Here is a 23,912-nt window from a genome sequence, read left to right on the forward strand (position 1 = left end):
TTCAGACGTGTGCTCTTCCGATCTAAATTAAATTAATTATTAAACTCTAAAACTAAATTAAATTAATTATAAAACTTTTAAACATAATAAAATTAAATATTAAGTTCTAAAACTCAATTAAAAAACTAAAAAGGTGAATGTCTTGTCTTGGTTAGTTGTTCTACTTGTATTCCTACTTGCCTCAATTAAATCAACAGCTCCATATAATAATTCAGTCTCAATTATTATTCCTGCATTTAATGAAGAGGCTACAGTTGCTCAAGTGGTTACTGTTGCAAGGAAATTAACTTATGTCAGTGAAGTCATAGTTGTTGATGACGGTTCTACAGACAGAACTGTTGAAGAGGCTGAGAAGGCTGGTGCAGTTGTAATAAGCCATAAAACTAACCAAGGTAAGGGTGCTGCAATAAAAACCGGATTTGAAAATTCCCATGGAGATGTTCTTGCCTTTATAGATGCAGATGTAAGCAATTTCACAAGTTCAAAGATTGACAAGATGATTACACCTATTCTAGAGGGGCAAACAGACATTACAAAAACCAAGTTTGCAAGGGAAAGCGGCCGTGTAACCGAACTTACCGCCAAACCTCTTTTAGGATTGTTTTTCCCTGAACTGAATTATGAGCAACCTTTAAGTGGTCAGTTTGCAGGCAAACGTACAGCGCTCAACAAGATCAAGTTTGAAAAGGATTATGGTGTGGATGTTGGCATAGTGCTTGATGCTGATGTTCACGGAATGAAGATATTGGAAGTTGACATTGGTGAAATCTCCCATGACATGTCTCCATTGTCCAATCTTAACAAGATGGCAAATGAGGTTGTAAGAACAATCGTTGACAGGGCCATTGATTATGGCCGTGTCACAATGATGGACAAGTTGGGAAATGACATAAGAATGGCAATCATGGGATTGTCCCTAATCATTCTTGGACTGTTCATGGTTTTCTTTGTTCCATTCATCCCTGCATTTATTTCAGTTGTGGTAGCTGTAATAGGACTATTTGTAGCCCTCATATATGCTGTAAGGATTATAAAGAATGCAATTCCACTCTTTAAGAAGGGTGACACCCGTAATATTATTGTATCATTTGTAAAGATGCACTTTCCTGTAATTCTTTCAGGATTGATATTGATTCTTATGCTTTCAACATTTCTCTCAGCCGCTACATTCAATGACGGCAGGGTTTCAGTTGAGCTTACGTCAAGGAATTTTGTATACTCTCCAAACAATGACTATCATCAGACCATTTCAGTAAGGGGACCTTATACAATAGACAGCGCCATTGAAAATGAAACAGATATTTTAAGAGTTCCTCAGGACGCCTTGAATACGCTTGAGATGTCGGTTAATGACACGATGATTGTTGACAATAATGCATATATGGTCAATGAGACCCGGGAAGGTGAATCAGACACTTTCAGATTGCCTTCTGATGTTCGCTCTGCAATTGATGTCTATAGCGGCGAGATAGTTCCTAACAGCAAGCTAAGTGAGAAGTTTGAGGATTGCATAGTCAAGCATAGCATTAGCTTTGAGGACAGGGATGATCTTGAAGGATATGTTCAATTCAGCATATTGGCTAAATCCCATAAGGCCATTTTCCTTAACATGAGCTTGGACAATGAGTCTGTATTGTCTTCAGTTGGAGTCTTTGACAAGGATTCCTATTATACAATATCATATGACGATCAGATCATTTGCAGCTTTAACTACAATGACATAAAAGAGGGAACTTATAATTTTACTTACAATGGAAAAGAGGGAAGGGTAGAGTTTGAAAATAGAAATGACACCTCTATCAAGAATTTTGTTTCTTCTGACTATGGTCCTTTTGTAAGGTTAAGTTCAGTTTAGAGTAGATTTGCAGATGTAATAATTGAAGGTTCTTTTATGAAGGGCTTCTTTTAGGAAGCTTTTTATATTATTATTTCAATTATTTTATTAACTAAGATTTTAATTTATTATTTATTAATTCAAATAAAGCATTTAAAATTATTATTTCATTATTTATTTCATATTTATTCGTTATTTATTCATTTATTTAAGTAAAAAATTTAAAATTATTATTTATTTCATATTTATTCGTTATTTATTCATTTATTCAAATAAAAATTATTTATTTATTCATTTATTACTTGTTAGAGGATTAAAATGGAAATTACAGGAATTGTTACTACTGGTTTAGGAAAGGCAGCATTTTTCTTAGGACAAGACTTTTACAAAAATCAATTTAATGAAAAATGTGGATTTACTCCTTTTCCAGGAACCTTAAATCTTATTGTAGAGGAAGATAAGCTTGATGATATAAGGCTTATGAAAAACAGTTGTAAAAATGTTATAAAACCGGATCAAGGATTTGGGGGAGTAAAATACATCAAGGCTCATATCAATGAAAGAATAGTAGGTGCAATTGTATTTCCAGACAAAACTACTCATGACGAAAACTATTTGGAATTTATATCCAAGGACAAATTAAGGGAAAAATACAATTTTAAAGACGGAGACAAAGTAATTTTAACAATAGACATATGATCGTGTTTAATTATATTTTTTATACTTATATTCATATATGGACTACTCATCATATGTGTATGTGTCTATATTATTTATTAGATTTGTGTAAGTGAATTAATTAAAACAAAGTTATGTTTAATTAAAATCAATATAATTAAATTATTTTTAATTTAATTAATCGTTATTTTAATTATTCCAATACTTTTTATTTTTCATTTTTTAGTGTTGACATTTTTTTAGGGGTGATAAAATGAAGTGTTATAAGTGTGGTGAGGAAAATCCTCCAAAGGCAAAATTCTGCGGATATTGCGGAGCTGACCTAGAGAACATTGAAGGAAATCAAAATAATGCTAAGAACAATTCAAGAGGATTTGGTTTTGGTGTAAATAATAGGTCTGGTTCTGGTGTTAATGCTAGGTCTGGTTCTAGAGCTAATGCTGGATCAGGCTCTGGTGTAAATAATAAGTCTGGTTCTAATTCAGTTAAAAACAATAAGTCTCAAACCATTAATAATTCTCAAGGTTCTTCTTCTCAATCTAACAATCAAAAGAAGGTTACCATAGCCAAACAGAATTCATTTGTTGAAGAGCATAAGACTTTAACCTGTTGTTGTTTGGCTCCAATAATTCTATTTGCTTTTTTAATCGTGGGAGTAGCATTCATGAATGCCTATTCTGAAAACATTTCAACAAATTATGCCGGTGAATTTAATTATCTGGATAGTGATGGTGATGGAAGATTATCAATATCCGAAGCTAAGAATTTGGACACTACCATTCCTTATGATAATATGAGTCACTATTTTGAAAGCGCCGATTTAAATGATAATGGATATCTGAAAGGGCGGGAATATGATGAGTTTAGACATGATATGAGTAAATATTATAGTAGATTAGAGGATAGTTCAAGTTCCTCTTCAAGCAAATATAAGTATTCAAGTTCTGATTCCGGTTCAAGTTCCAGTTCCAGTTCCAGTTCCAGTTCTAACTCTAAAGGATCATCTTCAAGCAGTTATAATAGTGATTATGATTCAGCTTATGAATTAACTTGTCCATATTGTGGAAGTGAGGCAATTTATGAAACTGGAGGCTACTATCAATGTGGTGCATGCGGTTCCAGTATTTATAATCCTGACGATTTGGAATTAAATTATGATGAGGGATATATGGATTTATTATATCCAGTTATATCGCAAAAAGGAGTGGTGGTTTAGTTTATAATTAAACTAATTCCTTTTTATTTCTTTTTTTTATTATTTAGACTTAAAATTATATAAAAATTAATTAATATTTTTCAATTTAAGACTCTTTTTTTTATTAAGATTAGAATTTATTTATTTTATTTTTTAAAATAATTTATTTATTTTTTCTTTATTTTTTTATTAAATTTAAATTAAGGTTATTTTTTAAAATAGAATTTATTTCTTTAACATTTCCCTATAATTGCCAATCTGCAATTCCAGACTTGTAATTGTTGCATTATTGTCCTTAGCTATTTGTTTTTGAGATTCAATAAGGTCCTTTATTGTAGAGTCCTGTTTTTCAATAATTGAATCCTTTTGTTGAAGCAGGTTTTCATAGCTTTTTGTAATTTTCTTTAATTGCAATTCAAGATTGTCTGAATTGTTCTTTATTTGACTTTTATAATCGTCTATAAGCTTTCTAAGATAATTTATTTGATCCTGCTTGTCATTTATTATGGAAACCTTTTCACTTATCTTTTCGTTTAAGTCGTCCATTTCCTTTAATCTGGACTTTTCATAGTTTACTTCATTCTTTAATTTTAAGTCTATCTTTTCCTTTTCATACTTGTATTTGACAAGGGTATTGTTTAATCTGTTTATTTTAGATTCCTTTTCACTTAATTGATTGCTTAATTCATCGTTTTCAACCTTTTTAAGTTCTATATTGTTTTTAAGGTCATTGATTTCATCATCCTTAAGTGAAAGATCATATTCCAATTCTTGTTTTTCAAGGTCTTTTTCATCTATAAGTTCTTTAAGCTCTTCAATCTCTTTTTCCTTTAATTCAATACTTTCCCTTAATTCCTTGATTTGCTTTTTGTTAGGGTTTGATTTTCTTTTTTTGCTTTTATTTTTTAAAGATTTTGAATTATTTTGATTATTTGATGAATTTTCATTCATTTTAAGACCTCTGATTTTTATTTATTTGAATTGGAACTTTAATTTTAATTTTTAAATTGGAATTTAATTTTTAATTTTGTTATTTTTTTTTGAATTGGAACTTTAGTTTTAATTTTTAAATTGGAATTTAAGTTTATTTTATTATTTTTTTTTGAATTGGAACTTTAGTTTTAATTTTGTTATTTATTTTTTTAAATTGGAAAAATAGTTTAGAATTATAATTTAATTAATTTAAAAAAATTTAGTTAAAATTGTTTGAAATAAAAAAAGAAAAAGAATAATAGTTAAAAAACTATTTATTCAAAGCAGTTTAATAAACTTTTTAAGTCTTTAATAAGTTAATTAAAGTTTAAACTTAATTTTAAGTTTAAAAACTACCTATTCATTGTACTCAAGTGCTGCCATTGCCTTAACAATCTTAGCATCGTCTTGAGGTTTTGCCTGTAACTGTAATCCTACAGGGATTCCATCCACTTCTCCAGCCTTAAGGCTAGCTGCAGGAATTCCAGCTAAATTAGCAATTACAGTAAGAACGTCATAAGCATACATTTCCATAGGCTCTAATTCCTCGCCAAGTTTGTGGGGTAATTTAGGAACTGTAGGGCCTACAATCAAATCGACTCCTTCCAACATTTCATTGATTTCATTTCTAATCAAAGATCTTGCTTGAAGTGCCTTTTGATAGTATTTTCCACTGAATTCCTTCTGGGAAATGTAGGAACCGATTTGGATTCTTCTCAATACCTCTTCGCCACAAACCTCTTCAATTCTTGAACCGTATTTTCTTCCGTCATATTTTCTTGTAGCTGAGAAGAATTCAACATAGTTGATGAGATAGTATGTTGGCAAACAGATGTCAATGTGCTTGAAGTTCAATTCAACAAGTTCTGCACCTAAATCCTCAAGCTTTGCTACAGACTCATCAATGATTGCATTGATTTCATCATTGGTAACTTCCTTGAATTCAGGACAGACAGCTATTTTCATTCCTTCCAACGGTTTTTCACCATCTTTTGCAGACAATGCAATTTCAGTGAAATTAGGAGCGTCCCATTTTAAGGTTGTACATTCTGTTGGGTCATATCCTACAATTGTATCCAATGCAAGGGTGATTCCTGTAATGTCACGGGCCATAGGGCCGATTTGATCCAAACTCATTGACAAGTCAAGCAATCCTTGTCTTGAAACTGCACCATAGGTTGGTTTCATACCATAAACACCACAGTGTGAGGATGGGTTTCTAATGGATCCTCCAGTGTCTGAACCGATTGCAATATCACACATTTCAGCTGCAGCAGCCGCTGCACTTCCACCGCTTGAACCTCCAGGGATTCTTCCAGGTGCTGCAGGGTTGTTTACAGCTCCATAATATGAGGTTTCAGTTGAACTTCCAGCTGCAAACTCATCCATATTGTTTATTCCAATAATGATTCCGTCTTCCTCTTTAATTCTTTTGACTACAGTAGCATCATAACTTCCAATATAGTCTTCCAAGGTTTTTGATGCTGCTGAGATGATGAAATCTTCTACATTAATATTAGCCTTAATACCGAAGACTAAACCAGCAAGAGCTCCAACTTTTTCACCAGCTTGGATTTTTGAATCAATCTCTTCTGCTTTAGCTATTGCATCTTCTTTGTTAATTTCTAGGAAAGCGTTAAGGTCATCGTTTTTTTCTTCAATAACTTTAATGTAGTTTTCTACATTTTCCTTTGCAGTAATTTCCTGACTTTTGATTGCATTTAATTTTTCAAGGATATTCATTAAAACACCTTTTTTATTTTAGAATAATTTTCAATAAGTTTAATTTTACCAGCAATAATATTTTGCTTGCTGGAAAGTTTATATTTTATATAATATATTAAGTTTATTTTTTAATGTTTAAATAATGTTTGGTAAAAAACTATTTTTTATAGTTGTTTTGTTTTCAGTTTAAGTGAATTCTTAGAAAATTCAGAAGTTTGAGTTTTTGTATAATTGTTAAATTCTCTTATTTTAGATGTTATGACTTTTAGGTATAATTGTTAAATTCTCTTATTTTAGATATTATGACTTTTAGGAACAATGGTTAAATTATTCTCATAAACGCATTCGTCATAGTCATCGTCTCCTCCAAAGCTAAAGAAGCCATAGTAATTTTCATCACTGTCTAGGAGGTATTCTGCATTCTCTATTCTAAATTCTCCATTTGAATCTGTAGTGGCTGTTACAAGAGTTCCCATTTCATATCCTGGCTTGTGGAAAATGATTGTCTTATTAGCTATTCCATTTCCATTATAGTCAACAAGATGTCCTACAATTGTATCTCCCTCATTGATTCGAGTATTGTCAAATGTTATTGCAGTAGCTTTAGGATCATCTGATTTGAAATGTATCTTGTCTGTATCAATGCTTCCAATGTAGAAGAGTAAGCTTAGAGAGATGATTAAGGCTAAAACTAGTATTAAAAATCTCATTTTTGATTTGTTCATTTTATCACCCATTAATTAGGCCATTTTTTATAGTGGGCTATTTAACTATATTTTTTTAGGTATTGGTTTTTAATTCTTTGGTTTTTTTTATCTTGATTTTTTTAGGTATTGGTTTTTAAATAAGGACAGATTTTAAAATAAGACTAATAAACTATTTTCTCTTTTTATGAAAAATTTTAAGAATTATTAAAAAAATATATTATCTTAAATTATTTTTATCAAGTTTAAATAATTTTTTATAGTTTAATTAAAAAAATATATTATCTTAAATTATTTTTATCAAGCGTTAATTATTTTTTTATAGTTTATCGCTAATCATTTATTGATTGAGAGGAAAAACATGAACAGAAAACTAATTTTACTTCTTCCCATAATTGCCGGAATCTTTTGGGGTGGGGGAGGAGTATTTGTAAGAATATTGGCATCCTATGGCATGGATAGCGTAAGCATCTTTGCAACAAGGGTTGTTCTTGGATGTCTAATATTTTTCATTGGAATCCTTTTATTCAATAGGGATCTATTTAAAATCAAGCTTAAGGATTTATGGATATTTTTTGGAAGTGGAATAATAGGTGTGCTTTTTTTAAACCTCTGTTATAATGAGGCTGCATTCAGATTGACGCTTTCACTTTCCTCTGTATTGTTAAGTCTTGCTCCAATATTTGCATTGTTTATCTCTGCAATCATTTTTAAGGAAAGGATTACCTTTAAGAAAATATTATGTCTGCTTATGGCCATATTTGGATGTATGCTTGTAACTGGGGTATTTGAGTCCACTAATCTTTGGTCTTTAACAGGAATTATTTTTGGACTATTGTCTGCATTGTTTTGGGCATTGTATGGAATATTTTCAAAATTCGCAACAGAGAAGGGTTATTCAACATATACAACAATATTTTACAGTTTTCTCTTTATTTCAATTGTACTGATTCCACTTACTGATTGGAATAGCTTTGCAAATTTTTTAGTTTCAAATCCTGTTTATACGGTTCCATTTGCATTGATTCATTCACTTACAACTTCAGTATGCCCGTATCTATTGTTTACAATTGCACTTAGGACAATTGATGCAGGTAAGGCAACAATACTCTGTGGAGGTGCAGAGCCAATGTCTGCAACAGTATTTGGCCTTTTGATCTTTTCAGAGACTCCAACAGTTTTAAATCTTATTGGAATAGTTATTACAATTATTGCACTTTCAATATTGGTTGCTGCAAATGAAACCGAGGATTGATGTTTTTTAAGTTTTAATCATTTTATTTAATTTATAGGTTTTATTTATCTTTTATTTTATTTATTTAGGTTTTATTTATCTTTTATTTTATTTATTTAGGCTTTATTTGTTTTTTATTTGATTTAGAGGGTCTTCCAAAACCTATTTTTAAAAAAATCAGACCCCCTTCAACATTAAAAATAAAAAGCTTTTAAATTTCCCATTCACCGCTTAATGTCTGAAGATCAAGCATTTTCTTGAATACGCCATCCTTCTCGATAAGATCTTCAGGAGAGCCTTGCTCAACAATTTTTCCATTATCAAGAACAATGATCTTATCTGCATTAGCTATTGTACGCATCCTATGTGCGATAATGATTACGGTCTTGTTTTTAACCAATTCGGATAAAGCCCTTTGAATCTTTGATTCATTTTCAACGTCAAGGAAGGAAGTTGCCTCATCCAAGAGGATAACATTCGCATCTTTCAAAATAGCTCTTGCAATGGATATCCTTTGCCTTTGACCTCCGGATAATAATTCACCGTTTTCACCTATAACAGTATCATATCCATCAGGCAATTTGGCAACAAACTCTTCACATTCTGCAAGTTTTGCAGCTTCAATCACCTCTTCATCCTTTGCGTCCTTTTTGCCTATGCGGATATTTTCAAGAATGGTGTTGTTGAAAAGGATAACATCCTGGAAGACAATTGAAAAGTTTTCAAGCAATTTCTCGCTGTCAAGCTCCTTAAGATCCTGAGATCCCAGACTTACCTTACCTCTTACAGGGTCCCAGAACCTTGCTGCAAGCTTGGACACGGTTGATTTGCCTCCTCCTGAAGGTCCAACCAATGCAGTAACCTCACCTTGTTTGGCTGTAAAGCTTATGTCTTTTAAAACATCCTTCAAATCATCATAATTGAAATCAACGTTCTCAAATTCAATTGTATAGCCATCCAGGCTGTATTCCTCCAAGCCCCCTTCGATAAGCTTTTCACTTATTTCCTTGGTTCTTGCTATTTTCACGTCCATCATCAGGATTTCAGTTAAATACATCATTCCATTTTCAATAGGATTGTAGACAATTGCTGAAGCTATGAGGAATATTATTAGTGTATAAAGGTCTATTTGGCCGTTGATAATCAAGTGAGCTCCTAAAATAATTACACTTACCATTCCAAGTTTCATTATGATTTTTCCAGTAATCACCCCTACAGCGCCGCTTAACTCAACTTTTATTCTGGTTCTTTCTATGGTAGATGTTTGATTGCTTATCTTATTGTAATAATCCTCCTCATAGTTGTAGGATTTAAAATCACGAATTGATTCCAGGCATTCCTGTATTGAATCTCCACAGCCAATCAATTGTTTTGTTATGACCTTGCTTCCCTTGTCAATAAGGCCTTTAGATACATATATTGCAAGGAATCCTACTGGAACAACCCAGAAAAGAGCTATAGAAAGTCTCCATTCAAATACAAACATTCCTATTGCTACAAGAATCAAAGAAATGAATGAACCAAACAATTGGGGAATTGCATGTGAGAAGACATGTTCCAAATCAGTGCAGTCATTCATTATGGTGGATGTCAAATCTGCAAGGTCCCTGTTTTCAAAGAATGACAATGGCAATTTTCTCAAGGATTCAGCCAGATTTATCCTGCGGTTTTCACTTTCCACATATGTTGTATTGAATACAAAGTGATATTGCTTCCAGGACAGGTAGAATATTACTGCAAGCACAATAAGGATTAAAGGTATGAATGTCATCAAGTCAGGACTCATTCCCAATTGGGGATTGAGATAAATAAAAAGAAGCATTGCATATAATCCAACCGGAAGCATGAAGCTTATGTTTTGAAGTGCGGAATAGATTATCCCTTTTACAAGGTTTTTAGAACCTTCTTCAGTAAGTCCGAATCTTTCTACAAAGTACTCTTGCAACATTAAATCATCTCCTCTGCATTATCTTCAACAGAAGTGTTTTTAACCTTCCAATTTATTGACTTGTTGAATTCTGTCCACATTCTTGAATAAAGGCCTCCTTTTTCAACCAGGTCTTCATGTTTTCCAAGCTCTCTGATTCTTCCCTCCTCTATTACAAATATCTTATCCACATTCTTTACTGTTGATAGTCTGTGGGCTATCATTATGACTGTCTTATCCCTTGTAATCTCGGAGATTGCCTTTTGAATCATGTATTCATTTTCTGGGTCTGCAAGAGCTGTCGCCTCATCTAAAATTATGATTGGAGCGTCTTTCAATATTGCTCTTGCAAGGGCTATTCTTTGCTGCTGGCCTCCTGAAAGGTATGTTCCTTCGCTACCTATCACTGTGTCTATTCCATTAGGAAGTTCATCGATGATGTCATCACATTGGGCAAGGCTTAATGCCCTTTCAACTTCCTCTCTGCTTGCTCCCTTTTTACCTATTGCAACATTGTTATAGATGGAATCCTTCATGAGCATTGTGTTCTGGAATACAAAGGATATGTTTTCCATTAATTTCTTTGTTGAAATATCCCTTATATCCACTTCTCCGACTTTTATGCTTCCACTTTTTACATCCCAGAATCTTGGAATAAGTGAAGCAATAGTGGTTTTGCCTCCACCTGAAGGGCCTACGAGAGCTACAGATTCCTTTTCTTCTATCTTCAGGCTTATGTCATTTAATATATGCATGCCTGAATCTGTGTCATCATAGTCGAAGTAGACATTTTCAAACTCAATGGAATAGTTTTTAGGATCTTGAGGGTTTTGAGCCTCTGCCAAAGGTTCTTCATTCAATATCTCCTCAATGCTGTCCAATGCATAGGATGCAAGCATCCAATCCTGGGAAACAGACATTATATGATTCAGCATCACTGAACAGATTGGAGTGAATATTACATAGAATATGAAGTTTGATAATAGGCTTGGGTCGAATATGGAACCCATCAACAAGATGACTGCAGGAATTAAAAGTGCAAAGAACCCGTTTATTGCCAGGGTAAAACCGGTCATAGGCAACTGAGTCGAGAGGGAATATTCTGATGAGAACTTTGCATAGTTTTTAATCGCTGTTAAAAAGTTTTTATAGGAAAATATGCTTTGTTGGAATGCCTTTGTTACAGGAATTCCTCTGACATACTCAACAGCCTCTGCATTCATCTTTTCCAAATACATTTGGTATTCCGCCATTAGGTTTTGTGATTCTGATGAAAACATTGGAATCATGAATAAAATAGATAGGATTATTGGAATAAGACAAGTCAGCCCTAATCTGTAATCGAAACTAAATAATATTATTAAAAATGCTATTGGAGTTACAATAGCACCTGTTAAGTCAAATAGTTGGTGAGCAAGGAATCCTTCGGTTTTTGCAGCACCAAAATCGATTATTTTTCTAATTCCTCCACTTGTATGGTTAGAAAAATAACCGAGAGGCAATTTTAGCAGGTGTTTCATTGCAGCATCCTTCATGTTCTTTTCATTTTTAAATGCAGACAGGTGAGTGCCCATCAGACCTATGAAGTTCAGCAGGATTCCCAATACTGCAAACAGAAATGCGTTAAATGCATATGATTCTATGTTCTGGGCACTTGCAAAGTTAGGAGCTACTGTTAAAAGCTCATTTACCACTTTCCAAATGTAAATAAATGGTATAAGCATACATACTGCACTAATAGCTGAAAATATGCAGCCCATCACTGTTAAATATTTATAATTTCCCGAATAATTTAGTAATCTAATGAATTGATTTTTATTTGACATTTTTAGCTCCTTATAATCTAATTTAGGTTTGCCTAAAAATTAAATTTGCTCAAAAAAGACAATTGAAAAATAATGTAGTATTAAATCAAAAAAGAGCAATTAATTCTTAGTTTTATTAAATTAATTAAAAAATAACCTAATTTATTATAAAATATATTTTTATCAAGTATATAAATATATTTGAACTAAAAAGTCAAAAACTATACCAAAAGGACAAAAACATTAAGGTTTTGAAAAAGCCAACAAAGTGAAAATAACAGAACTATAAAGTCAGAAAATCAAATAGTTAAGAAAACTGAAAAAATAGAACTTAAAAGTCAGAAAATCACAAACCTAAGAAAACCTGAAAATAACAGAACTAAAAGGTCAGAATTTAACTAAAAAAGCTAATAACAGAACTATTAAGTCAGAAAATCAAATAGTTAAGAAAACCTGAAAAAATAGAACTTAAAAGTCAAAATTTAACTAAAAAAGTTAATAACAGAACTATAAAGTCAGAAAATCAAATAGTTAAGAAAACTGAAAAAAATAGAAATATTAAGTTAAAATTTAACTAAAAAGCTAAAATTACCTAAAAAGTCAAAAAATCTATAATAAATTATCCACATACTTGGCCTTGTATTCAGAGGGAGTATAACCAACATAGTCCTTAAAGGCCTGTGTAAACTTTGATGGAGATGAATAGCCAACAGCCCTGGAAATCTCGCTGATGTTTTGCTCATTCTGATTAAGCAGCTTGCAGGCATAATCCAGTTTATACTCCTTTCTCCACTTGAAAATAGGTTTTCCATAAACCTCCTTAAAGCAGTTCTTCAAGCTTGTCTTGCTTATGCCATACTTTTTGGAAAGCTCATCCAAGGTGATTTTACTGTCTAAATTATTTATCAGGTCTTCCCTAACATTTTCAATGATTTCCACCTGGTTTTTAGATAGGGAAAAAGTTTCATTATTGGAAAACTTGGTAATTGAGAAAAAAAGCAATAATTCCAATGATTTCAATTTATAATAGGATTCACATATTCTTTCATCAACATCATACAGCTCACCTATTACATGGTCTATTTTTTCATTGGACCTTACAAGGAAATACCCCTTGTCTTCCTTTAATTTATTATAGAAATCTATTAAATCAAAATCGGGGATGTAATTCTTGATGTGTTCATCAGCTATGTCCACATCCATGAAGAGCTCAAGGCCCTTATAGTAGCCTAATGGAAAATCGGATATTGTTTTTGTAACTTCAGATACGACAATGCACAAGTCTCCACGACCGAAGTAAACGAGTTTATCATCCTCTAACATATATGAATATCTGCCGTCAATACAATGATTTATTTCAAGAAATCTTGAACTTTCATAGTTTTCTGTAAATACTCCTGACAAATCCTCATTTTGAAAGTCTATGAATGCGAGAATAACTCCTGGAAAGATAGAGTAGGTTTCCATGATTCCGCAGTTTTCAATTTTGATGCTTTTTTTTAAACCTTCAATTGTCACAGATGTTTTTCGAAGAAGATTTTCATCAAGCAGCTCATACATTTCTTCATTCATATGAATACTATATTTACATTATTAATAAATTTTTAGTAATTGGAGAAAGCGGTAAAAAAACAAATATTAAAAACAAAAAGCAAAGCAAAAAAGAAAATAAAAAATCTGTTGAAATAAAATTCTAAAAGATTTTTTTATTTGATTTATTTAGGCTTTTCATTGAAATAAACCTTATTCATTCACTTTTTCCATAGCCTTTTTAGACCATTTGGCATCCATTAGCATTGCCCTTCCAATTCCAATCAGGTCTGCATATCCTCTTTTTAAGAGTTCCTCAGCATCATTTAGCTTTTTAACTCCTCCAGTTAAAATAATAGGAACATCACAGGAGTCTTTAGCTATCTTACTAAGTTCCTTAAAGTATCCGGGATCTTTGCTTTGGGGATTTGAATATCTGCACAGTCCTCCAGATATGTCTATTAGATCAACTCCGCTGTCAACAAATGACTTGACTGCATATGGAATTTCCTCAAGTTTGCTTCCGCCATCGAGGTAATCATATGCTCCAAATCTTACTGCAATTATATAATCTTCTCCAAGTGCATCTCTTATTTCCTGGATTATTTCATTTGTCAATCTTAAGCGATTTTCAAGACTTCCGCCATAGTCATCAGTTCTTTTGTTGGTGTATGGAGAATAGAACTGATTTAATAGGTATCCATGGGCACAGTGGATTTCCACTCCATCAAATCCTGATTTTTTACTTCTTTTCGCTGCCTTAATGAATGATTCTCTTATGTGGTCTATATCATCCAGGCTCATTGTGTTTAGATTCAATGGATTTTCCACCTTGGCCTCCTTTCCAGCATGGCTGATTTGCGCTATTGTAAATGTTGACTCATTGTGGATAGCATCGGTGAGTTTTTTATAGCTTTCAATAAAATCATCACTTGCCATTGACAATTGTTTTGGGTGAGCCTTTCCTTCCGGAGAGACATATTCGTGTTCTATTATGACAAGACCGGTTGATTCGCTTCTTTGTCTGTAATACTCAATCAATTCATCGCTTACACTTCCATCTTTACTGGAAGCCCTATCCATAGGAGGCATAACTATACGGTTTTGAATGCAAATCCCTTTTATTTTGAGTGGTTTTGTTATTATCATTTTATCCCCAGTTTCTATATTCTTATTTTTTGTTATTATCATTTTATCCCCAGTTTCTATATTCTTATTTTTGTTATTATCATTTTATCTTCATTTTCTAAATTTTTATTTTTGTTATTGTCATTTTTTCTTCATTTTCTATATTCTTATTTTTTGTTATTATCATTTAGTTATCAATTTTTTTGTTTAAGTTTTTTTGTTATTGTCATTATATCCTATTTTCTATGTTCTTATTTTTTGTTATTGTCCTTTTATCCTTATTTTTTTAATTTTCTTCAATAGTTTAATATAGGAATAAATTTAAATTAGTATTAATTATTACTTTCACTTAAGGCTAAATTTATTACTAAATATTGTTTCTCGTGATAAAAATGACAAAAAAAGCTATTGTATTTGATAACTCTGGAACATTGATAGAAAGGTATAGGGTTATAAAGGATGTTTCCACTGGGGAATTGATTACCCATATCAACTCATTGGATCTTATTGATTCCTGCTTGAATGCAGCTCTAGTTGTTTTGCAGTTCAATACAAATAGATTGAATGGCATAGATCCAAATACCCTTATTGGAGAATATGTTCTCGAAAATGATATTAATTTTGATATCAGCTATTATTCCACAGATGTTTCAAAGGAGGAGATTGCTGCAATACTTGAAAATGACAATGCTGTTGTCAAGGACATTACAGACACTTTTCCCCTTCTTAAGGAAAGGGTTCCCCATATGGAATTGTGTAACGGTTCTGCTGTAATCATAGACATTGCAGAAAATAGGATTGCATATACAATCACTTCAGCAGGACAGCTTTTTGGCGGAGTTAAGGATACAATAAGAGAGCTTCAGGACAATGATATAGATGTTTTCATTGCTTCAGGTGACAGGTCCGGTGCAATCAAACGTCTTGCAGACATAACTGGAATTCCAGAGGACCATGCATTTGCAACTGCAAGCACTCACAGAAAGGCTGAAATTGTTAAGAATCTTCAGGAGAAGGGTTATAAGGTAATGATGGTTGGAGACGGTCCTAATGACATTTTGGCTTTCCAACAGGCTGATTCTGCTATTTTAACTACTGAACAAAAGGACGGAGATTTCCCTGACAAGCTAAAGGACTATGCAGATTTCGTTATTGAGGAGATTTCTGAAGTTCTCCAAATCGATTTTTAATTTCACTATCTATTTTTAATTTTTTAATCATACCTGATTTTTGATTTCCTATTTTTACTATTTTTTAATTTTTCATGTTTTTTGTTTTCATTGATTTTTACTTATTTTTAATTTCATTCGCCTTCCTAAGAATAAACTTTTTCATACTCATTTTTAATTTTATTTAGCTACTAAGAATAAACTTTTTCATACTTATTTTTAATTTTATTTAGCTACTGAAAATAAACTTTTACACTTGAAATGGTGGCCTTCTTATTTCAAATACTTTCATATTAATTAATTTTCTTTTAGGAAATCTTCTATAACTTTTTTACTTTTTAAAACATTATCAAAATTATTTAATTCGATTATTCCATTTTTCACATATTTTAAAAGATTTAAATCTAGGGTACCTTCACCTATTGTTTGGTGCTTGTCCTTTATACCGTCATTGTCATTTATGTGGTTGTATTCAATATTAGGTATCTTAAAGAATTCCTCTGGATTTTCACAGGTGTTTGCATGACCTAAATCGATAGTGATTGAACATCCTGTTTCATTAGTAAGATTTTCAAGTTCATAAGGCCTGTTTCCAAGATATGAGAAACGTTCCGGCATGTTTTCTATTGAAAACTTAACGTCCATTGTATTTGCATGTTCCATTACATCAATAACAGATTCATGAAGGAATTCAAGAGCCATCTGTCTTAGGTAATCTTCTCTTCTTCCAATTGTTCCTGGGTGTGATGTGATGGCTATTGCTCCAATTTCATTTGCAAGGTCTAGACAATCCTTTGTTTGCTTTACGGATTCCTTTCTTATTCCTGTGTTTATGCTTGCAAGGTTTATGTCAACATTTACTGCATGCATGTAAATATCTAAATCAAAGGACTCAAAGGATTCTATGGCTTCCTTGTTTGTCAACATTTCATCAGGTCTGTATGGGCCTTCTGCAAGTAGTTCCACACAATCAAATCCATAATCTGTAGCTATTTCAAGCATTTCATGAACATCTTTCATAAACAGTGAAAGTAGTGAAAATCCCAGTTTCATTTTAATCTCCCTTATTTTCTGTATTTAATCTTATTTTTTTCTTTTTCCATTTATTTATTTTATTATTTTTAATTAATTTGTCCATAAAATTTAAATTATTTTATTATTTTATTATTTTATTCGGGTGTTTGATGAAATTTTAATTAGTTCACTTATTACAAATTCATTTAAAAAAATTTATATATATCTTAAATTAATTTATATTTATGTCAAAATTTTACATATGTAATTTTTTGATATATGTAAAATTATTTGTTTTTGCTTCAAAAATTAAAGAATTTATTCATTTTTTTAATTCTTGTGGAGGTGTATAATGAATAATGCAGAAAGTGAATTTGCAGACTGCAAATTATTAAATGATGATTCTGAGTTTTTCAAGGAAAACAAGAAGATGATTCAGCATGCTGTAAATGGTTTTTCCAGAGTTTTGATTCTATGGATTATAAAATACAATAAGAGCATTCATGGTTATGCAATCATGAAGGAATTGGATAAGTTCTTCACGACCCTGATTGATGAGGGAATTATTAAAAAGTCTAGTTCAAGCAAGGTCTATCCTATTTTAAAATCCATGGAAGACGCTGAAATAATAGAAGGAATCTGGAAAACACAGGAAAATAAAAAAGTTAAATACTATTCCATTACAGATAAGGGGATTTTATTGTTAAATGAGATTCGCAAAAAGCATTTGTCAATTTCAAAGTATCCTCAATGGAGTTTATTCTTCAATGACTTTTATTTTGAGTAAGCGGGTTTAATAATTTATTAAGCCTTAAATTTAGGAGTTTAATTTTAATTTAATAATTAAAAAGTATTGTAATTTTAATTTTAATTTAATAATTTATTAAGCCTTAAAAAGTCTTAAAATTTAATTTAATAATTAATAACTATTAAAAAGTCTTATTATTTAATTTAATAATATTAATAACTATTAAAAAGTCTTATTATTTAATTTAAACTCAATTTAACTTTAAACTATTTAGATTTTATATGAATTTATAATGGAGGTTAAAAATGAAATATGCAATTGAAACATTTGACCTAAAGAAAATGTATAAGGATTTCATTGCTGTTAACTCTATTAATATGAAAGTTCCAAACAAGACAATATTCGGTATGCTTGGACCTAACGGTGCAGGAAAGACCACTACTATCAAAATGCTTACATGTCTTGCACTTCCTACAAGCGGAACAGCTGTTGTAGGTGGATATGACATTCAAAAGAACCCTGATGAGGTCAGGGACCTTTTAGGAATGGTTCCACAGCAGGTCAGTTTGTACAAGGACTTGACAGTTAAGGAAAATGCTGAAATGTGTGCAGACTATTATGGCGTTCCCGTTGATGAGAAGATGGATCGTATTGATGATTTAATGGAACTTGTGGACATCAAGTATGCGGAAAACAAGACAATTTCCCAATTGTCCGGCGGTCAAAAGCAAAAGGCGTCTCTTGTCGCTTCCCTTGTTCATAGGCCAGACATTCTCTTTTTGGATGAACCTACAATAGGGCTTGACCCTACAACCAAAAGGGTTCTTTGGGACCTTATTCGGGAATTGAATGACAATGGTCACACAATCATTCTATGTTCCCATGACATGCATGAGGTTGACATGCTTTGTGACAATGTGGGAATCATTAATACAGGCAATCTTGTTGCCTATGACACTCCTCAAGGACTTAAGGACACTTTATTGAAAGAGAGAAAAGTGGAGTATGAGGAGTCCGTCAAGGAGGCCTTGATGCAAATTCAGGAAGAAAGCAAAACCGAAGACAAATGGGCTTCAAGGGAAAGAAACTTGCAGCTTAAGGATTTAAACCTTAGGGAAATGTCTGTTTTGGTAAACAATCTTGATGATAAAATGGTTAATGGGCTATTGGATATTCCTGCTGTTCACAGTATTGACGTTTCTAAGAATGAAAGGATTCTTCTTAAGATTGAAAGCTTTGATGACAATGTTGTAACCGAGGTTATCAAGTCTATTGTTAATAATGGAGGCATAATCGGTTCGGTTTCTACTGAGGAGCCTTCACTTGAAGACGTATTTATGAGAGCAACTGCAGAGGTGGATGAAGATGCTAGAGCTTAGGATTAAAAAGTCTTATTCTTCTGCTTTAAAAAGGAGTTTAGCTATTGAATTTAATAGTTTAATTCGTCTTGGAGGGATTTTATGAAATTTGAATACAATAATATCCTTTTTATGTATTTGGAGGGATTTTATGAAATTTGAAGGCAAAAAAATCCTCTGGATGATTAAAAAAGAATTTCTAAGCTTGAAAAGACATCCAGGCAGATTGGTTTCAATTATTGTATTCCCAATTATCATGATTCTTCTATTCGGTTATGGTATGGGAGGGGATTTGGAAAACCTTTCAGTTGTTGTTGTCTCCCAGGATGGAGGGGACTTGACAGACGCTACATTGGATGCAATGAAGGATATGGACGTTTATCATATTGTAGACGTTACTGATTCAGTTTCACACGCTAAGAGAATGGTTGATCGGGGTGAGGTTAAGGCCGCAATAATACTGCCTTCGAATTATGATGATGATAATGCGGATCAGAAGGCCGTAACCCTTTATATAGACTCATCTGATCAGATGGCTACTCAGGCATTGGTTCCAACCACTACTGCACTCTTTAATGAATTGTCTGCAAAAAGTGCAAGTGCCACCCAGCTAAACACTCAGAATTCCTCTAAAAAGTCTTCTGCAATTGATTCAGTTAAAAGCGCTATTTCACTTCAGGTAAATAGGATTTATGGAGACATAAAATACATAGATTTCCTTGTGCCTGCCGTACTTGGCATGACAGTTATGTTCAGTTGTATGATGGGTATGGGAGCTTCAATTGCTGGTGAACGTGAAACAGGAGAGCTTGCTAGACTTTTCATGACTCCTACATCAGTTGCTACTGTTATAGGTGGTAAGATTGCAGGAAAACTTATTGTGGAATTGTTGCGTGCCTTGATACTCTTGGTTGCAGCTATTTTACTATTTAACATTACGGTTAAGGGAGGCATTCCAGCCACATTCCTCATACTTGTCATAGGAGCATTGTGTTTTGTTGGATTCGGTATAATGATTTCAGCCACTGCAAAGACACAGGAAGATTATGCCCAAATGGTAATGCCATTTTCAATGCCTATGATGTTTGTTTCTGGAGTGTTCTATCCGATTGAAACAATGCCTTGGATTTTCCAAAAACTAGCATACATTTGTCCTTTAACATATTTGAACGATGCAATGAGGGCGGTAATGATTCAAGGTCACAGCTTAGGTGACGTTTGGATTGATATCCTTGTTCTTTTAGGATTTACATTACTGTTCTTCATTTTGGGAGTAGTAAGATTCGACAGAGATGTCTAATTATGATTTATGGCTTAAAATTAATTCATAATCCATTTTTAGTAAATTAATGGAGATTATGATTTAATTAGCTATTCATGATTTATTTAATGATAATTTATGATTATTAGCTTTTTAATCATGATTTATTTATAAACGGGTGATTTTATGAATAATAAATTCAAATACTTATTGATAGGTTTAATTTTACTTATCTTATGCTTGGCTCCGGTTTCAGCTAACAATTGGCTTATGTTCCAGCATGATGCTAAACACAGCGGTTATCTGGATGAGTCCTCAGAATTTGTCTCAAACCTTTGGGATACAGATCTTAAATCAACTGTCCTCTCAAGTCCAGCTATTGTAAACGATACAATATATGTAGTAACCCATGACGGCATATTGAATGCAATAGACATGGAGGATGGAGACATATTATGGACTTATGACTTTGAGGACAAGTTCAAAGCCTCTCCTGTTATTAAGGGAGATACATTGTATATAGGATCCATGGACGGTACATTCTATGCCTTGAATATCAGTGATGACTTGGATGATGATGACCATGATGAAATCTGGAAGGAAAGGGTTGATGAAGCTATTGAATCAACTGCTGTAATCTCTGGAGAAAGGGTCTATTTCGGCTCCAATGACGGCCATGTATATGCATTCAGCACTGATGGCGATGAAAAATGGGACTATAAATTAGGTGGAAAGGTCAAGTCATCTCCAGTAATTCTTGATGATGAGCTATTTGCAGCATCAACAAATGCTAAGGTGGTAAGCCTTGATAAGGATGATGGAAGCAAAAACTGGATTTACACCTGTGGTGACGAGGTATTGTCATCTCCTGCCGTTACAAAAGATAATGTTGTTGTAGGAAGTGTAGATGCTAATGTCTATAACCTTAATAGGGATGATGGTGAGCTTAACTGGACTGCAAACATGGAATATAAAATAGTATCTTCTCCATCAGTTGAGACTTATGACAACAATGTTTACATTTCAAATGACAACGGCAATGTCACTTGCTTTGACTTAAGGGATGGAACATTTAAATGGTCCTACAAGACTGACGCTTCAGTAAGGACAACTCCTGCAATGAATGACAACTATATTGTTGTAGGTTCAAATGACGGTAATGTGTATCAGTTAAATAAATACACAGGAGAGAAGATTTTTTCATATAATCCTGGAGCTATTCTTTTCAATTCAGAGATTTCAGCCTCTCCAGTATTGTATGGCGACAACCTATTTGTAGCAGACCATAGCGGACATCTATATTCAATAGATTTAAACAAGCAGGACACTCCATTTTCAATTTTCCTAATATTTAGCATAGTAATTGCATGTATAGTTTTAGTCTTATTGTATGTAATTATAAAAAAAATAAGGGGAAGGGATAAAAACAATGGAAAGTCCAAAAGGTCTTTAAAAAGAATAAAAGGTAAAAAATCAGTTAAGGAAAATAAAATAGAAGAAGAATGAGCTTTTCTCATTTTCTTTTATTTTCTATTTTTAATATTTTAAAATCAATTAATTTAGTTATTAGGAAGTTATTAGGTAAAATAAGATATGAAATTTATTTAATATTATAAATGATTAAATAAAGTCCATATTTCCGGATACTTTTCAGCTATTGCCTGATCTATAAGATTAGATGCTTCATTACTTATGCTGAATTCAGGTTCTGTTTTTCTCAAGTATCTTAAAACTGCTGCAGATTTTGCTGACCATAATGTGATTCTTGGATTATTTTCAACAGTTTCTATCACTTCACCTACTAGCTTTTCTTCTTTTTTACTTAAGAAACTAGTCACTTCTATATTTTCATCAGAAGCTTCTATATTTTTAATAGTTTCAGAAGTTTCTTCATTTAAATCAAGGCTACTTTCAATATTTTTAATAGTATTTTCTGGGTCTGAAATTGCTTCACTTTCAGATTGAATTTCATCTTCAATTGTATCATTTTCTACAATTTCATCATCATTGCTGAATACATTAGTATAATTGGAACTTTCTTTAGCTTTTTTGTTTGACTTTTTAGCTTTTTTAGTTTCTTTTACTTCTTCTTCAGCTGTTTCTTCAGCTGTTTCTTCAGCTATTTCTTCAGCTATTTCATCTACTTTTTCTTCTTTTTCTAACTTTTCTACTTCTTCTGTAGATTCTTCTTGAATTTTTTCTTCAATTTTAGCTTTTTCTACTGTTTCAGTTTCTTCTTTAGCTTTTTCTTCTACTTTTTCTTCTACTTTTTCTTCATTTTCTAAAGTTTCTGTTTCTTCTGTAGATTCTTCTTGAATCTCTTCAATTTCTTCCTCTTTTTCATCTTTGGAATTGTTTTTTAAAATGTCTTCTAAACTAATGTTTTCTTCGACTTCAGTTTCTTCAACTTCTATTTTAGGAATTAAAGAATCTAAACCTCTTCCTAGTCCTGAATTTTTTGCCATTTTACCAAACCCCTAATAATTTTCATTTATGATTTTAAAATAGTTTATAATAAATTTAATTTTATTTTTCTTCTAATTCTAAGATTTCCTTAGCTTGTTTTTATATTATATTTAATTTTATTTTTCTTCTAATTCTAAGATTTCCTTAGCCAATTTCAAATATGATATTGCTCCCTTGCTTTCTGGATCATATACAATACATGGTTTTCCATAACTTGGAGCTTCTGCCAAACGTATGTTTCTTGGAATGACTGTTTTGAAAATGTATTCTCTTCCCTGGAAGTATTTTTTAAGTTCATTATACACTTCCCTTCCAAGCCTGGTTCTTGCGTCATACAGTGTCAGCAATATTCCCTTGATTGGTGTTGGACTTCTAAGTCTTGTTTCAACCAATTTGATTGTATTCATTAAATCAGCCAATCCTTCAAGTGCAAAGTATTCTGCCTGAATTGGTATGAGTACACTGTCTGCAGCTATTAAAGAATTGATTGTTATTATTCCTAATGAAGGAGGCAAATCAATAATTATATAATCAAAGATGCTTTTGATCGGTTCAAGAAGATTTTTTAAAGCTATGTGATAGTTTTCTTCCTGACTTAGTTCTATTTCAATTCCACTTAGGTCTATATTGCTTGGTAATATGAAAAGGTTTTCTATTTTAGTTGGAATTGTAGCCTTTTGAACACTGCAATCGTTTACTAATGCTGTATATACTGTTTTCTTGATTTCTGTTTTGTTTATTCCAAAACTTGTTGTTGCGTTTGCCTGCGGATCCATGTCTACTACAAGCACTGCTTTTCCCATTGCTGCAAGTGAGGTTGCAAGGTTTACAACAGTGGTTGTCTTTCCGCATCCACCTTTTTGATTCATTACTGCTATTGTTTCACTCATTAAATTAACTCCATTATTTTTTAAGTAAATTTATGAATATGATTTTTGAAAATTTATTTTTTTAATAATAAAATTGGATTTTTAATAAATTTTTTCTTATAATCTATCCAATTTTAACTTAAAAATTTCTGATTTTAACTTATAATTTATTTTGTTTTTAGTTATAATCTGCTAAATTTTAACTTATAATTTACTAAGTTTTTACTTATAATCTGCTGAATTTTAACTTATAATTTATTTTGTTTTTAGTTATAATCTGCTAAATTTTAACTTA

Annotated in this window: 19 protein-coding genes; 9 read left to right on the top strand and 10 right to left on the bottom strand. The window is 32.0% G+C overall.

The features are described 5' to 3' along the window. Positions 1-133 precede the first annotated feature (133 nt). The 3 genes from Q0138_RS08795 (at position 134) to Q0138_RS08805 (ending at position 3,728) form a co-directional block, all read left to right on the top strand. A complete protein-coding gene (locus Q0138_RS08795) occupies positions 134-1,855 on the top strand; it encodes a glycosyltransferase (RefSeq protein ID WP_297983560.1) in 1,722 nt (573 codons plus the stop codon). A 297-nt stretch (positions 1,856-2,152) separates the two neighbouring features. Next, positions 2,153-2,533, top strand: coding sequence for a DUF120 domain-containing protein (locus Q0138_RS08800; protein ID WP_297983563.1), 381 nt, complete (start codon positions 2,153-2,155; stop codon positions 2,531-2,533). 232 nt (positions 2,534-2,765) lie between these two features. Then, on the top strand, positions 2,766-3,728 hold the full coding sequence (locus Q0138_RS08805) for a zinc-ribbon domain-containing protein (protein ID WP_297983566.1): 963 nt from the start codon (positions 2,766-2,768) through the stop codon (positions 3,726-3,728). Between the two features lie 204 nt (positions 3,729-3,932). Here Q0138_RS08805 and Q0138_RS08810 read toward each other — a convergent pair whose 3' ends face one another. The 3 genes from Q0138_RS08810 to Q0138_RS08820 form a co-directional block, all read right to left on the bottom strand. Beyond that, entirely contained in the window at positions 3,933-4,658 is a 726-nt protein-coding gene (locus tag Q0138_RS08810; RefSeq protein ID WP_297983569.1) for a glycosyl transferase, read from the bottom strand. Positions 4,659-5,036: 378 nt separating this feature from the next. After that, the gene (gene gatA, locus Q0138_RS08815) at positions 5,037-6,422 is read right to left on the bottom strand and encodes an Asp-tRNA(Asn)/Glu-tRNA(Gln) amidotransferase subunit GatA (RefSeq protein WP_297983573.1); all 1,386 of its coding nucleotides are present in this window, start codon (positions 6,420-6,422) and stop codon (positions 5,037-5,039) included. A gap of 275 nt (positions 6,423-6,697) precedes the next feature. Further along, positions 6,698-7,129 (bottom strand): carboxypeptidase-like regulatory domain-containing protein, encoded by a 432-nt coding sequence (locus tag Q0138_RS08820; RefSeq protein ID WP_297983576.1) that lies wholly within the window; start codon positions 7,127-7,129, stop codon positions 6,698-6,700. A gap of 340 nt (positions 7,130-7,469) precedes the next feature. On the opposite strand from Q0138_RS08820, the gene Q0138_RS08825 reads away from it, so the two are divergent. After that, a complete protein-coding gene (locus tag Q0138_RS08825; protein WP_297983579.1) occupies positions 7,470-8,363 on the top strand; it encodes an EamA family transporter in 894 nt (297 codons plus the stop codon). A 190-nt stretch (positions 8,364-8,553) separates the two neighbouring features. Here the strand turns inward: Q0138_RS08825 and Q0138_RS08830 are convergent, their stop codons facing one another. The 4 genes from Q0138_RS08830 to Q0138_RS08845 form a co-directional block, all read right to left on the bottom strand. Further along, positions 8,554-10,290: an ABC transporter ATP-binding protein gene (locus tag Q0138_RS08830; RefSeq protein ID WP_297983582.1), complete on the bottom strand. Its 1,737-nt coding sequence runs from the start codon at positions 10,288-10,290 to the stop codon at positions 8,554-8,556. After that, positions 10,290-12,095 carry an ABC transporter ATP-binding protein gene (locus Q0138_RS08835; RefSeq protein WP_297983586.1) on the bottom strand — a complete coding sequence of 602 codons (1,806 nt, stop codon included), beginning with the start codon at positions 12,093-12,095 and terminating at the stop codon, positions 10,290-10,292. Before Q0138_RS08835 ends, Q0138_RS08830 begins: the two co-directional genes overlap by 1 nt. A gap of 588 nt (positions 12,096-12,683) precedes the next feature. Continuing rightward, entirely contained in the window at positions 12,684-13,646 is a 963-nt protein-coding gene (locus Q0138_RS08840) for an AraC family transcriptional regulator (protein WP_297983591.1), read from the bottom strand. A gap of 171 nt (positions 13,647-13,817) precedes the next feature. Then, the gene (locus Q0138_RS08845) at positions 13,818-14,795 is read right to left on the bottom strand and encodes an NADH:flavin oxidoreductase (protein WP_297983594.1); all 978 of its coding nucleotides are present in this window, start codon (positions 14,793-14,795) and stop codon (positions 13,818-13,820) included. 329 nt (positions 14,796-15,124) lie between these two features. Between Q0138_RS08845 and Q0138_RS08850 the strand changes: the two genes are divergently transcribed. Next, positions 15,125-15,922, top strand: a complete 798-nt coding sequence (locus Q0138_RS08850) for an HAD family hydrolase (RefSeq protein WP_297983597.1) — start codon at positions 15,125-15,127, stop codon at positions 15,920-15,922. 276 nt (positions 15,923-16,198) lie between these two features. On the opposite strand, the gene Q0138_RS08855 is transcribed toward Q0138_RS08850, so the two are convergent. After that, complete coding sequence (locus Q0138_RS08855) at positions 16,199-16,954, bottom strand: sugar phosphate isomerase/epimerase family protein (RefSeq protein WP_297983600.1); 756 nt, start codon at positions 16,952-16,954, stop codon at positions 16,199-16,201. A gap of 313 nt (positions 16,955-17,267) precedes the next feature. Between Q0138_RS08855 and Q0138_RS08860 the strand changes: the two genes are divergently transcribed. The 4 genes from Q0138_RS08860 (at position 17,268) to Q0138_RS08875 (ending at position 21,788) form a co-directional block, all read left to right on the top strand. Further along, a complete protein-coding gene (locus Q0138_RS08860) occupies positions 17,268-17,702 on the top strand; it encodes a PadR family transcriptional regulator (protein WP_297983602.1) in 435 nt (144 codons plus the stop codon). Positions 17,703-17,968: 266 nt separating this feature from the next. Continuing rightward, positions 17,969-19,042 carry an ATP-binding cassette domain-containing protein gene (locus Q0138_RS08865; RefSeq protein ID WP_297983605.1) on the top strand — a complete coding sequence of 358 codons (1,074 nt, stop codon included), beginning with the start codon at positions 17,969-17,971 and terminating at the stop codon, positions 19,040-19,042. 130 nt (positions 19,043-19,172) lie between these two features. After that, complete coding sequence (locus tag Q0138_RS08870) at positions 19,173-20,321, top strand: ABC transporter permease (RefSeq protein WP_297983607.1); 1,149 nt, start codon at positions 19,173-19,175, stop codon at positions 20,319-20,321. A gap of 147 nt (positions 20,322-20,468) precedes the next feature. Continuing rightward, positions 20,469-21,788 (top strand): PQQ-binding-like beta-propeller repeat protein, encoded by a 1,320-nt coding sequence (locus Q0138_RS08875; RefSeq protein ID WP_297983610.1) that lies wholly within the window; start codon positions 20,469-20,471, stop codon positions 21,786-21,788. 104 nt (positions 21,789-21,892) lie between these two features. Here the strand turns inward: Q0138_RS08875 and Q0138_RS08880 are convergent, their stop codons facing one another. Next, the gene (locus Q0138_RS08880) at positions 21,893-22,747 is read right to left on the bottom strand and encodes an AAA family ATPase (RefSeq protein WP_297983613.1); all 855 of its coding nucleotides are present in this window, start codon (positions 22,745-22,747) and stop codon (positions 21,893-21,895) included. A 117-nt stretch (positions 22,748-22,864) separates the two neighbouring features. Beyond that, complete coding sequence (locus tag Q0138_RS08885; protein WP_297983616.1) at positions 22,865-23,638, bottom strand: ParA family protein; 774 nt, start codon at positions 23,636-23,638, stop codon at positions 22,865-22,867. Positions 23,639-23,912 lie beyond the last annotated feature (274 nt).

Source organism: uncultured Methanobrevibacter sp. (genome assembly GCF_937906425.1).
Classification (GTDB): Archaea; Methanobacteriota; Methanobacteria; order Methanobacteriales; family Methanobacteriaceae; genus Methanobrevibacter.